This window comes from Lysinibacillus sp. NPDC059133, assembly GCF_042755925.1.
GTDB lineage: Bacteria > Bacillota > Bacilli > Bacillales_A > Planococcaceae > Lysinibacillus.
The window spans coordinates 18,758-32,036 of record NZ_JBHZDH010000021.1 but is presented as its reverse complement, the minus strand read 5'-3'; the positions used below and the strand labels follow the sequence as shown (position 1 = coordinate 32,036).

12 protein-coding genes and 1 riboswitch are annotated in these 13,279 nt (G+C 38.6%); of the genes, 3 read left to right on the top strand and 9 right to left on the bottom strand.

Features of this window, described 5'->3' with window-relative positions:
• Positions 1–712: 712 nt before the first annotated feature.
• On the top strand, positions 713–922 hold the full coding sequence (locus tag ACFXN8_RS13055; RefSeq protein ID WP_386845639.1) for a helix-turn-helix transcriptional regulator: 210 nt from the start codon (positions 713–715) through the stop codon (positions 920–922).
• Complete coding sequence (locus ACFXN8_RS13050) at positions 915–1,298, top strand: hypothetical protein (protein ID WP_386845589.1); 384 nt, start codon at positions 915–917, stop codon at positions 1,296–1,298. Before ACFXN8_RS13055 ends, ACFXN8_RS13050 begins: the two co-directional genes overlap by 8 nt.
• Positions 1,299–1,547: 249 nt before the next feature.
• On the opposite strand, the gene ACFXN8_RS13045 is transcribed toward ACFXN8_RS13050, so the two are convergent.
• Positions 1,548–1,745 carry a hypothetical protein gene (locus ACFXN8_RS13045; protein ID WP_386845587.1) on the bottom strand — a complete coding sequence of 66 codons (198 nt, stop codon included), beginning with the start codon at positions 1,743–1,745 and terminating at the stop codon, positions 1,548–1,550.
• A 38-nt stretch (positions 1,746–1,783) separates the two neighbouring features.
• Positions 1,784–2,344, bottom strand: a complete 561-nt coding sequence (gene thiT / locus ACFXN8_RS13040) for an energy-coupled thiamine transporter ThiT (protein ID WP_376073209.1) — start codon at positions 2,342–2,344, stop codon at positions 1,784–1,786.
• 129 nt (positions 2,345–2,473) lie between these two features.
• A riboswitch (TPP riboswitch) is annotated at positions 2,474–2,581 on the bottom strand.
• 125 nt (positions 2,582–2,706) lie between these two features.
• Between thiT and ACFXN8_RS13035 the strand changes: the two genes are divergently transcribed.
• Complete coding sequence (locus ACFXN8_RS13035) at positions 2,707–3,039, top strand: magnetosome magnetite crystal formation protein family (protein ID WP_376073087.1); 333 nt, start codon at positions 2,707–2,709, stop codon at positions 3,037–3,039.
• A gap of 206 nt (positions 3,040–3,245) precedes the next feature.
• On the opposite strand, the gene ACFXN8_RS13030 is transcribed toward ACFXN8_RS13035, so the two are convergent.
• The 7 genes from ACFXN8_RS13030 to ACFXN8_RS13000 form a co-directional block, all read right to left on the bottom strand.
• Positions 3,246–6,326, bottom strand: coding sequence for an AAA family ATPase (locus ACFXN8_RS13030; RefSeq protein WP_386845585.1), 3,081 nt, complete (start codon positions 6,324–6,326; stop codon positions 3,246–3,248).
• A complete protein-coding gene (locus ACFXN8_RS13025; protein WP_386845583.1) occupies positions 6,323–7,480 on the bottom strand; it encodes an exonuclease SbcCD subunit D in 1,158 nt (385 codons plus the stop codon). Before ACFXN8_RS13025 ends, ACFXN8_RS13030 begins: the two co-directional genes overlap by 4 nt.
• A gap of 863 nt (positions 7,481–8,343) precedes the next feature.
• Positions 8,344–8,568 carry a hypothetical protein gene (locus ACFXN8_RS13020; RefSeq protein ID WP_386845581.1) on the bottom strand — a complete coding sequence of 75 codons (225 nt, stop codon included), beginning with the start codon at positions 8,566–8,568 and terminating at the stop codon, positions 8,344–8,346.
• Positions 8,569–8,598: 30 nt separating this feature from the next.
• Positions 8,599–9,828, bottom strand: a complete 1,230-nt coding sequence (locus ACFXN8_RS13015) for an aminopeptidase (protein ID WP_386845579.1) — start codon at positions 9,826–9,828, stop codon at positions 8,599–8,601.
• A 1-nt stretch (position 9,829) separates the two neighbouring features.
• Positions 9,830–10,978 carry a DEAD/DEAH box helicase gene (locus ACFXN8_RS13010; protein ID WP_376073066.1) on the bottom strand — a complete coding sequence of 383 codons (1,149 nt, stop codon included), beginning with the start codon at positions 10,976–10,978 and terminating at the stop codon, positions 9,830–9,832.
• 264 nt (positions 10,979–11,242) lie between these two features.
• Positions 11,243–11,944: a cysteate racemase gene (cuyB, locus tag ACFXN8_RS13005; protein WP_376073064.1), complete on the bottom strand. Its 702-nt coding sequence runs from the start codon at positions 11,942–11,944 to the stop codon at positions 11,243–11,245.
• On the bottom strand, positions 11,944–13,173 hold the full coding sequence (locus ACFXN8_RS13000; protein WP_386845576.1) for a carboxylate--amine ligase: 1,230 nt from the start codon (positions 13,171–13,173) through the stop codon (positions 11,944–11,946). Before ACFXN8_RS13000 ends, cuyB begins: the two co-directional genes overlap by 1 nt.
• Between the last annotated feature and the right edge of the window lie 106 nt (positions 13,174–13,279).

Sequence of the window (13,279 nt, the reverse complement as noted above, 5' to 3'; positions counted from 1 at the left end):
GCTTCAATCTCTTCTTGCGTTTTTACAATCATTTTTAACGTCCCTTTCATCTAATATCTACTACTTAATATAACATAACTTTTTATACATAAAACGCTAAACGCTTTAAATATTATATGCCATCATAGAGTGTAAAGTGCTGAAAACAGGCTCATCACCATAACGTGAGGTTGATTTCCGTTCCGGCTGGTCACTTTGTCTCTGACGCTTCGCTTTCGCGCAGAGAATGATACCTTCCTCAAAAGCTTAAGTAAACCTTTAAGGATGTCTAAAATTTTACTTTGAGCGTAAAATTTGTGATATCGCGAATACAGCTATACTTGTTCTTGTTGTTCTTGTTGTTCTTGTTGTTCTTGTTGTTCTTGCGCTACAATTATTGGATGTTTAGGCTGTTATACTTGCGCTTTTTCGGTTGGTTGGTGTTCAGCTAAATGCGCTAGTTAATTAGGGTATTAGTTTTCTTAAGAAGACTAATTAACCCCCCGACAAAAATTCAATTTATTGAATTTGTCGGGGGGGTTTTTACTTAGCCATTAGTCATCAAATTTATAAAAGCTTAACTATTTATTGGGGTCTCGTCAGATTTATTCGGATTTACAACGTTAAGGAAAGAATTGTTACCAAACGACGCTTTTGGAACTTGTTTTTCATAAGAATGTAAAGTAAACTTTACTTAAAGTAAAACTAACTTTACATTAAAGGGGGCTTTACTATCAAAAATAATATTAAGGTTTTACGAGCTCAACATAATATGACGCAGGACCAATTAGCAGAAAAACTTTCTGTTTCTAGACAAACCATCATTTCACTTGAAAAAGAGAAATATAACCCGTCTATTATTTTAGCCTTTAAATTAGCAGAAATTTTCAACTGTAAGATTGAAGATATATTTATATATGAGGGGGGGATTTTGAATGAATAAAGCACGTAAAAATCAGTTGGCATTCTTATTTTTAGCTATTATTATGATTCCAATGGGGATTTATCTAAATTACTCAGATATTGTAAATGGTCAATTTTCAGAAGCCATTATGTGTTTTTTCTTAGGAACAAGTGCATTAATGATGGCATATTTATCACCACATTTATATCCAAAAGATGAGCGTACAAAAGAAATTATAGGCAAGAGTATGACAGCAAATTATTTTACGTTATTTGCGGCAATTACAATTCTATTTCTAATAGTTGGAGCACTAGAACCTAACACTTTAAGTGCCACACAAGTTTTAACTATTTTATTTTGTATTATGGTTACATCAATCCCATTAACAATGGTTATTTATTCGAAACTGATTTAATGATTAATCTATACAAAAACATACAAATAACGTTCCCAAATGAAAGTTTAGAAACGAACGTTGTGAAATCAACGTTTTGTGGCTTTTCTTATGAACATTGTTTTATAAGAGCCTTGCTACATCTAGTGTAATAAGGCTCTTTAAAGTTGATGAATTTCTATACATTTAAAAGGTGTTTGTACTTAAAAATCATTAATAAAGTTGTTTGATTCTTATTGAACTAAAGCCCTCGTAGCCAATAAAGATTTCTTATTTTTTCAATTCTTCACTCTTTGAAATCTTTAAATAAAAATCATATAAATCTCTTGCCGTTTGTTGGATAAATTCATCGTCGCCACTTCCATTTATTGCAGTATCCAATTTTTCATACGTAATTAATAAAAGGGCTTTAGCTTCTGATTCACTTAATTGTTGAATCCCTTTCTTCACTTTCTCAATTTCTAACAATAAAATAAAACCCTCCACTCGTGTGAAGGGCAAAATAGTTATGATTTTCGTTGCATTAATTGAGGGGCTGCCGTAAATAACAGAACACCGACAATCGCTGTTAAAATCGTTGCTGGTAGCATATATGTTCCATTATAGATAATTGAATAAATCCATGCGTTTTGATCGCCAGCATATTCTGCGAAAAATACGGCGCCTCCAATAGTATGTGCTGCATAACGTAAAAAGCCCGCTAATACAGTTCCTAAAATAATATAAAGCGCCATTTTCTTTTTGTTTAAATCTTTTGCAGCCTCAAGCACTGGTCCACGCACAACGGCCGCCAAGCCTACTACTGTAAAGGCAACACCATAATCAAGTGTTCCTTGAAGCCAATGTATAATATAGGCACCAAACATTGTTTGCATAACACCAATGAGTAAACCTGTTGTCATGCCTGGAATAAGGCCCCAGCGGAATGCTATTAAAATTATTGGCACCATCACTAGACTAACAGAGCCTCCTTGTGCCCATACTTTAAAGGAAACCTGATCAAGCACAAGACCAATCGCTGCGAATATCGCAATCTCCACAAGCATTAAAAGTTTTTTATTGTCCATCATTATTCTCTCCTTTGTTCCGATGTAGGATACAAGAACAGGAATAGAAATCAGTGAGCAAATATGTCCCTGTCTGGCGTCATAAAGATAAAAAAACGATGCCAGGACAGAGCCTCACATCGTCAAAGTGTCGGTTTCTATCCACATCCCTACGCAAGCGTTAACTTACAGGTTCAAAGAGTCAAGGCATTTCGTGCCCAGTCTCAGCTGACATCATCAGCTCCCCTTGTGGTCGTTACATCTTAATTTTGTTGAACAACCTCATTGTACGCAAACACTGTAACGATTACAACCTCTTCTACATTAATTTTTTGAAACTTTGCTGTTTTTCATGCGTAAATATTAAAAAAGGAGGTACAACTATGGAGAACCAAAAAATTTTATCTGCCTTTAGTTATCTCAGTATTTTATTCGCACCCTTTATTGTGCCATTAGTCGTTTACTTTGTTACAAAAGATAGCGACGTAAAGAGTCACTCTATTCGAGCACTAATATCACATTTAATCCCAGTAGCGTTTGGAATTATATTTTTTGCAGTCTTTATTTTCTCAACTTTATCATTCAACACTTTTGAACCAGATTCAGGTAGCAGTAATTTTCTTATCATTTGGTTAGGTTCATTCGCAATTTACATTCTTGTTTCAATAGGTATCGTCATTTGGAATATTATTCAAGCTGTTCGCGTTATCCGATAAGTTTTCATTCAACCTTGGACAGATAGTACTAAAAGGAGCTGTTATTTTGTGAAAGTATCTAAAGTTGTCAAAACCGCCGTTAAATTAGCACCTATCGTTATTCCAATTGTAAAAAAAGTAATCGCTGTAAAAAAAGGAGCAAATCCTAACGTAACTAAAAAGTGATAAAAGGCGTATTTCCCATACAACGGAAATACGCCTCTTTTTTATTTCACTTCAAAATATGTTTGACTATGACCGTTCATTGTTTTTTCAACATGCAACACTGCAGGCATTGTAGCTTTTAACTCTGCAACGTGTGAAATGACGCCAATCATGCGTCCGGAATCCTGTAAATCAATAAGCGTATCAATCGCCTTATTTAACGCTTCTTCATCGAGAGAACCAAAGCCCTCATCAATAAACATTGTTTCAATGCGGATATTACCTTGAAAACTTTGAATGACATCTGCCATACCAAGGGCAAGACTTAAAGACGCATTAAACTTTTCTCCCCCTGATAATGTTTTCACATCTCGTAATTGATCCGTATAGGCATCATACACATCTAGCCCAAGCCCACTTTGCTTAGCATGCTTTTCTAATCGATCTGAACGTCGGAGCTCAAATTGACCATTAGATAAATGATAAAGCCGGACATTCGCTGCCTCTGTAATTTTATCTAAATAATTGATTTGAATATAACGTTCAAAGGACAGTTTTTTCGCATTTTGTCCATTTAACATTGCATAAAGTTCCTTAACTTGTCCCGCTTCTTTTTCAAGTAAGCGTATTTCCAGCTCCGCTTCCTCTACTTTTTCGATAAAGTCTGCGCAAGCTTTCGCAAATCCTTCGATCTGTTGCAATACTTTAAAGGCTTCCTCATATGTGACACGAAGCATCTCTAACTTTTCTTCCATCGCCGTTAAATCTTGCTTCTCTTGTCCTTTAAGATGCTTCGTTCCCTCAGCAATTTGTACTTGTAATGTGTGGATTTGCAATGCATAATCACTGCAAGCCTTCCGTAAAGCTTCTATTTGCAACACGCTACGCTTCCCAGTAGCAAATTCTTCATAGCTTTCAAAGCCTGCTTCCGTCATACTTACTGAAAATTGCTCGCGCTTTTCATCCATTTTCAGCTTTAATTCCTCAAAAGCCTGTTTCGCAATTTCTACGGTCATTCTAGCATTATTTGCTGCTTCCTTAGCAGATTGCAGATTTTGTTGACTGAGATTCCATGCAGTTTGTAAGGCAACCTTTTGTGAACCTATATCAGCTATCGCCTGCTTCAATGCTTGAAGCGTCTTAAGATTTTCTGGAATATGCTTTTGCTGCTCTTCCACAATTGCTTGTTGCTTAGTCAATTCCTTCGCCTTTTCAGCTAAATATTGCTCTAGTTTTATGTGCTTTTCTTGTACCTGCTCCAGTCGTGCACGATGATCCTTTTGTTGCAAGCGTACATCAGATAATTGATTGCTCACTACTTTTAAGATTGTAATTTGTTGTTCTATATTTTGTAAGGAAGCTACAATTTGTGCTTGATTCGATCGATCGATTTCATTCGTCTCTAACTGTTCTAGCGCCTCTTGTAGAAGATGCTTAGTAGAATTCAATAAAGCTTCTTTCTCTAAAAACTTGCGCTCATCAGTAGTAGCGTTTCCTCGTAAAGTTTCTACTTGTGCTAATTCGATCATCTCTAATTGCTCAGAATGTGTTTCGAGATGTGTTGTACTACCGCATACTGGGCAAGGCTCTCCGTCCTTAAGCTGCTGTGCTAAAATACTTGCCTGACTCGCAATCCATTGCTGCTCCAGCTTTTGAAGAGCCTGCTTACTTTCTTGATAACGGACATTAGTAATGGCTACATCTTGCTCCGTCGTTTCAACTGCTCTCGTGTATTTTTCAACTTGTGCTAGTAATGATACTTGCTCTTTCAGCTTCGGTAGCTGTTCTAAATAACTTTCATATGGCTCAAGTTGTTTTTCATATTGATCAATTGTTTTTGCTAGTTGCTGAACTTGCATTTGTCCTGTTTCTACGATTTTACTATTATCGTCTACTGCTAGCTTTGCTGTTGCAACATATTGTTCAGCTATTTGCATTTGCTGCAGATTGTTCTCATACGCCTCGAATGTTGGTAATAATGCTTGCAGCTGTATCTCCTGTTGTAGAACGTGTTGACGTTCAGGTTCTTTCGCCTCTTCAACGTTAAACTTTTCCTGTGCTATCTTTAACTGAGCTTCTGCGTTTTGCAGCTCTGTCATTGCTTGCTGAAAAGATTGTTCTTTACGATTTTGCTCAGCACGTAAATCGATGCATTGTTGCTCAAGTATGACAAGACGTTCTGCTTTCTCTGCTAATGCAATTTCACGTTCTTTTGCGCTATATACATCTTGTTCTTGTAACAATGCTTGCAGACGGTTTTGACGATTCGTTTGCTCATCAAATTGCTCATTCAATGTTTTCGCCATACTATAAAACTCTTGCTCTTTTTGATGTTGCGCATAAGCTTCTTTATAGCGTTGCTGTTCCAATTGTATGCACTCAGTATAGTAGGTCTGCTCTTCTTCCAGAGCCTTCTTTAGCTGATGCATATTTTCGGTATTGTTAGTAATGCACGTAAATAAAGATGACGAACGCTGTGGCAAAGCCCCCGCAATTTGGCCAAGAAGATGCTCCTTTAATTGTTTCGCACGTAGTAGATCACTTTCCGCTTCTTTTCGTTTCGCATCAAGTCTTTTTGTCATTACACCAAAACGGTCTGTTTTAAAAATCTTGCGCAAAATGACTTCTTTATTCGTAGAATCTGAGGTTAATAGCTTGCGAAATTCACCTTGTGGCAGCATAACAATTTGACTAAATTGGTCCTTTGTGAGGCCTATTATTTCCTGTAGCTTTTTATCTACCTCAAGCGTTTGCTGCTTTTCTACAATACTATAATCAAGTGTGTCTCCTTTGATTTCAGCCAGTTCTATTTTCTTACCAGTAACACTTTTGTTCTTTTCTTTAATATGACCTGGCTGACGTAAAATTTGATAGACCCTATCATGCATTTCAAAAACGAGTTCCACCGCAGTATACGCATCATCATCTGCAAACCCACTTCGTAGCATAGCAGTATCCTGACGATCTTCACCGCTACCCGCTCCGTAAAGTGCATAGCATATAGCATCAAAAATCGTCGTTTTCCCTGCACCTGTTTTTCCGGAAATCGCAAATAGGCGATGCTCACCAAGCTGTTGAAAATCAATAACCTCTGTATTTTTATATGGACCGAATGCAGTAATCGTTAACTTTAAAGGCTTCATTTTACTGTCTCCCGCTCTTCATCTAATAATTCTTGCAGCATCTCTGTAAATAGACGCTCTGTATCTTGATCTGGCTGTACGCCAATAATATCTGTAAAAAATGATCGGAATAAATCGATGTCTTCTATCTTCTCTGTCTCAACCACTTGAATTTCATGTGGTACTTCTTGGTGTATCGCTTTACGCTCGATATGCATCGCATGAGGAAACACTGTACGAATACGTTCCATCGGCGAAGTTACTGGCGTAGTATCTGATAAGCGTACAAATACATAATCATCACTCGGTGGTAATTGCAATAAATCATCCATTAAACCCTCTACCACACGTAAATCTCGTCTCGCTATAAACTTACGCTTCGTGACAGTAATTTCTCCCTGTGCATCTAGCTCAACAATTAAAAAGCCCTTCTCATGTAGGTGCTCAGATAATGAATACTTCAATGGAGAACCGGCATATCGAATCGTTTCATTCAACACAAAATGCGCTTTATGCAAATGTCCAAGTGCAGTGTAATGAAAAGACTTAAACAACGCTGCATTTACGCAATCCGAGCCCCCTATTGATAAAGGTCGCTCTGATTCACTCGTATTCGCTTCCTCTTCCCCATACTTCGTCACAAAGGCATGTCCAACAAAAACGTTGCGTTTTGTTGGATCTAAACTTTGCCCAATATGTTCGATAATTTTTTCCATCGCCTCTTGATGCGAACGAATGGAATCATCCTCTAAGATAGTCCGTACTGAAGCTGGCTCTGCATATGGTACGAGATGAAAATGTACTTCGCCATACTCATCATGCAAAACGATCGGTGCATGGTCTTTCGTAAACTGGCCTTTAATATATAATCCACTATCACTCATTAAACTACTGCCAAAGTTCAATCGACCTGCACTATCGTGGTTCCCAGCAACTGCTATCACAGGGATTTTTTTATCAAGCACAATTTCCGCTAAAATATCATTTAGTAAATTCACTGCCTCAATCGGGGGCATCGAACGGTCATATAAATCACCTGCTATAACGATAACATCCGGTTTTTCTTCATCTATGGCTAGCATAAATTGCTGTAAAATATAATGTTGATCCTCGGTCATGTAGACGCCTTGTACGAGCTTCCCTAAATGCCAATCTGCTGTATGAAATATTTTCATTCTGTGCGCCTCCTGTCTATTTCATTTTATCATGGCTGTTGGATTGTTTGTTTTTCCTTTTATTAGTTTGAAAATTATAATAAGGTTTCTCAGCATAACGTGGGGAGCTGAGGTGTCGGGGTATCCGTCGCTCCGGGGGTTCTTTCCGTCGCTTCGACTGTTCTTTCCGTCGCGCTCCAGGGATTCTTTCCGTCACTCCGACAATTCTATCCGTCGCTTCGGTTCTTTCCGTCGCTCTAACTATTCCTTCCGTCGCATCGACCGTTCTTTCCGTCGCTCCGGGGGTTCTTTCCGTCACTCCGACAATTCTATCCGTCACTCGGGTTCTTTCCGTCGCTCTGACGATTCCATCCGTCGCATCGACTGTTCTTTCCGTCGCTCCGGGGGTTCTTTCCGTCACTCCGACAATTCCATCCGTCGCATCGACTGTTCTTTCCGTCGCTTCGACGATTCCTTCCGTCACTCGGGTTCTTTCCGTCGCTCTGACGATTCCATCCGTCGCATCGACCGTTCTTTCCATCGCTCCGGGGGTTCTTTCCGTCACTCCGACAATTCCATCCGTCGCCCCGAGAGTTCTATCCGTCACTTATATTTTGATATATATTTAACATAAAAAAGAGCATCACTGTCGATGCCCTGTTACAAATAGTTATGATTAAAATGTTTCTTAGCTTTTCCTTCTCCATAAAAGCCGTATCCTGTAAAACCTTGAATGGCACGCGCAGTAGGGCTTGGATTGGCTTTTCTTTTCTTCTCGTGTCTGCTCTGCCTTCGCTAGTTGTTTTAAAATCTGCTCAAATGAAGTAGGGTTAGGCTTTGGCAATTCGTTTGAAGAAATGGCTAGAGCTTTACTTCCACTCTATTCATGTAAAAATACATTTGCCATTATAGAAACTCAATTGCCTAGTCATTCCTAATTTCATGGCGATTAAATCACTGTAGCCTGTATCAATCTGTTGATAAGGCGTTTGACCAGCCGCCAAGGAATTTCCAATCGACAGGTAGTTTTCAGACTGAGCAAAAGCAGATGAAACACCAAATGCCATCATGAGTATAGCTGCACCCATAAAGCTTAGGTATCGTTTCATCTGCTCAGCTCCCTTCTTTCCATCAAGAACTTAAAATGCCCAGCTACCTTTGCGGAAAATTGGCTCTACAGTTCCATCTGGTAAAATACCGTCAATGTCCATCTCACCGCTGCCAATCATAAAGTCCTCATGAGTAACTGAAATATTTGCACCTAACGCTTCAAGCTGACCGTTTTCTAAATCTCTTCCACCCTCTAAACAAGTTGGATAAGCTTCACCAATCGCTAAATGGTTCGATGCATTTTCATCAAACAATGTATTAAAATATAAAATTCCTGATGCTGAAATTGGTGATTCATGCGGTACAAGTGCTACCTCGCCTAAATAGCAAGAGCCTTCATCTACATTAATAAGCTCCTGTAATAAATCATGGCCTACTTGTGCTTCAGCCTTAACAATTTTTCCTTCTTCAAATGTCAGTTTGAAGCTATCGATAATATTCCCTTGATAAACTAATGGTTTTGTATTGCTTACATAGCCATTTACACCTTGTTTCATCGGTAATGTATAAACCTCTTCTGTCGGCATATTAGCAATAAAGATCGTATCATCAGGCGATTTACTACCTCCAGTAAGCCATTTATGCTGTGGTGCTAATGCAATTGTTAAATCAGTACCTGGCGCTGTATAGTGAAGCTTCGCATATTTTTTATTGTTCAGTAGAGCCGCACGAGATTCTAAATTTGTTACGTGTTCACGCCAGTTTTCAACAGCATTGCCTTCACCGATACGAACAGTTTTAAAAATGGCCTCCCATAATGCTGGTACTTGTTCCCCAGCTGCTAAGTTCGGGAATACTTTCGATGCCCACTTTGGTGAAGGGACGGCAACGATCGACCAAGCGATTAAATCCTTCATGACGGCGTTGCGATAGTTTTTCAGAGCAGCTCCTGATACCTTTTGATGGGTAGCTAGACGATCTGCTGAAATACCTGCTAATTTATCAGGGTCTGCAGCATCAATCCACAATAGGGCTCCTTTACGTTCGATCAACTCATCACGCATTTTAACTACCCATTCTGGGAAACGATTAAATTCTTCATCTGAGGCATGCTCAAAGTAAGCACGATCCATTTCATCATCTGAAAAATTAACATGAACACGTCCTGCACCAGCCTTATAAGCCTCTTTCACAACTAAACGGGCAAAATCCAGTGCATCCACTGATGTATTAACTAATAAGTATTGCCCTGGTTGAATATTGACACCGACTTTTACCGCAAGTTCTGCATATGCTTGTAATTTTTCTTCAAACGTCATATTATTTACCTCGCTTTTGTCCAATTGTTTTTGAATTACCCTCCACTAGCTTGCCTTCATGCCATACTTTCTGTACAGGTTTCGCAGAAATTTCTCTCGTCCATTTTTTATACGTTTTTTCATCACGATACGATAATAACGTTAATACTTCACCATCTGCTCCAGCACGACCTGTACGACCAGAACGATGCAAATACTGCTCAATTGTTCTTGGGACATCGACATGAATAACATGTGTTAAACCTTCAATATCTAAACCACGTGCTGCAATATCTGTCGCAATTAAAATACGCGCATCACCTTTACGGAATGCATCTAACGCCTTTTTACGTTCTTCCTTCTTCATGTCAGAATGTAATGTCACAATCGGTGCCGTACGATATTGTAATTTCGTTTCCTTCATCAGCAATTGATCGATATTGTTGACGAAAGCCAACCCACGTAATCCTTCTATATGTGATAGTCGGCGTAAGAAATCAGTTTTATCACGCTCCTCCACTTTCACGAAAGAGTGTACAACTTTACCAACCTTTAACATATCCTCAGGTTTAATTTTGAAACGTACCGGCTCGAACATCATGCGACTAGCCACTAATTCAATTTCCTCCGTAATTGTTGCTGAAACAACAACTACTTGTCGCCCAAATGCTGCACTTTCGATAAAGGATTTTACGACAACACGATATTCACGACTTAGTAACTGATCACATTCATCTAAAATAACTGTTTCAATTTCTTTTAGCTTTAATTTTCCAGCACGTGCTAATTCATTTAATCGTCCTGGTGTTCCTACAACTATCGTCGGTTTTTTCTTTAACTTCTCGATTTGACGTGCAGAGTTTGCGCCACCAATTAGTTGTTGAACCGTAATATCAGAACCTGCTGTCCATTCACGGATAACCTCAACAATTTGCATTGCTAGCTCCTGTGATGGGGCTACGATAAGTCCTTGTGTTTGTTTTTTTGAACCGTTTACTTTATTTAGTAATGGAAGTACATAAGCTAACGTCTTCCCTGATCCTGTCGGCGATTCAGCTACAATATCCTTGCCCTCAAGCATTGCTGGAATCATTTCTTCTTGAATTTTCATTGGCTCTTCAAACTTCCATTTTGCTTGTAAATCTTCATTTAATAAATTTATTACTGACATGTAATTTCCCACCTTCTATCTACTTGACACTAGTTTAACACACTAATCATTTTCCTACTTCATATGTACATAAACCATTGTATAATCTCTCCTAACGAATTTTGAAGTGGGAGTCTTCCTGTACAATAATGCGGATAAAAAAATCTGCACGATTCATGCACGGGATTTGTAAGCCTTCAAGCCCTCATAGACACCGGAGCTTCTGTGAAGGTTTACAGCTTACCCGCGAAGAGCGAGCAGATTTTTATTTGGTTTATTCAATTGTTAACCTACTATTTCATAGCCACATACTTCTATAGCACGTTCTGCTAAAACAATTAATGAGTCGATATATGTGTCACTTAATTTTAAATCTCGATTGACAATAGATAATTCTGTACATCCTAATACGATACGATCACAACTAAGTGCAAGCATTGCCTCTTCTATCGGTTGCCAATCCTCTTGAGAGACATCTTTCCCAGCCTTTACATAATCATAAATAATAGACATGACTTTTTCTTTCATCACATCATCCGGGACAACTGGTGTTATACCAAATTCTTCCAACGCATCTTGATACATGCGTGAAGTTATTGTACCCGTTGTCGCTAAAATACCTACACGCTCTGCCCCTAAATCAGAGGCACGCTTTGCTGTTTCCCTTATCATATGTAATACAGGAACTGGAGAACCTTCAACAATCTCATCATAAAAGGTATGGGCTGTATTACATGGAATAGCAATCATATCTGCTCCAACAGATGCAAGCTTTTTAGCATCTGCGACTATTACTGGTACAGGATTTTCCTTTGTACTATCTAAAATAAAGGCAGTACGATCAGGGATATTCGTATCATTATCAATGATTGTATGTAGATGCTCCTGATCCTTCGTTGCCTTCGTACGTCTTACAATCATTTCACCGATAAACATCGTTGCAAGTGGGCCTACGCCACCTATTATACCTAAAGTTTGTTTTTTCATTAGTTTGACAGACCTTTGTTGTTAAAATATTTCTTATATTGGCGATAAAAGTTTAAATTATCTAGCGTTATATTCAACCAACGCTTCGCATTCATATCCTTATAATTAAAGATGGAATCCGTAGACATTCCTTGGCGAATAAGGCTCTTCGCTTCAATTACTAGCTGTTCATTTTGTACATATTTAAAGAGGACACCATTTGGCACAATCGTCCAAAGATGTTTATTCTGAACATATGTTAACTGTTGCTTGCTTCCCCGAATAAAATCATCCGCAACATATTGCATTAAATTATAACCACTTGCTGTCACATAATAATTGGAAAGTTCATTATGTAATTCAATACTTAATAACTTATATTGATCGTCTCGTTCATCATACTTCATATCCAACGTGGCAAAGCCTTGGAATCGAATCTCCTCTAGAAACAATTTCACACGATCCATTAAGTCTTGATCATATGCTGTCATTATGGCTACATAGCGACCAATCCCCTCTGGAGAATGCTCCTCTAAAATTGGGTTACCTACAGAAAGCAGCTTTACCTTACTGTCTTGCCCAACATAAGCATTGACGACGCACATATGAGCGTCATCGCCAGGTATATATTGCTGTACCATTATATCATCTCGGTATGCAGATTCCTTATAAATGGCGTGGAAAATAGCTTCCTTTTCGTCGTTATCTTTTGCAATATACACTTTTTTCTTACCTGGGAAAATACATGTAGCATACTTTGTCATATTCAGAGGTTTAATGACAACTGGATAGTCAAAAGGGATGTCAAATTCATCATAGTCATTGACAGTGCAAACATGCATTGCCGGATAATGAAAGCCGAACTTCGCACAAAGTTCATACATGCTCTCGCGTGTTAATAGCTCTTTAGCAAGGTGTGCATCCACATAAGGAACTTCAAAATACTCTGCTAGTTCCTCTTTATGTTGCACAATTTTTTTTACGTAAAATTCATCGCAGGCTAATAAAAGCAATTTTTTACCTGTAAATCCCTCTGCAATTGCCTTTAACACAACGACAAAACGATCTTCAATATAGAGTCTTGGAACTTCACGAAACGTTAATAAATCACTCTGCTGTATTTTCTCCATATTCGTATGATTTAATGCAAGTGGTTTAACGCCATAGGACTCGTAAAATGCTCTTGCCATGCCGTAAGCATTCATTTCATCTCCTAATAAAACCGGTAAAAAAGCGTGCTCAATGGCCATTCTACTCAACTCACTTTAGCTTTTTTTAGGCTTATCACCATAGCGTGGGGTTGATTTCCGTTCCAGCTGGGCGCTTTCCTGGGGGCGTCGTGGCCCCAAGGAGTTG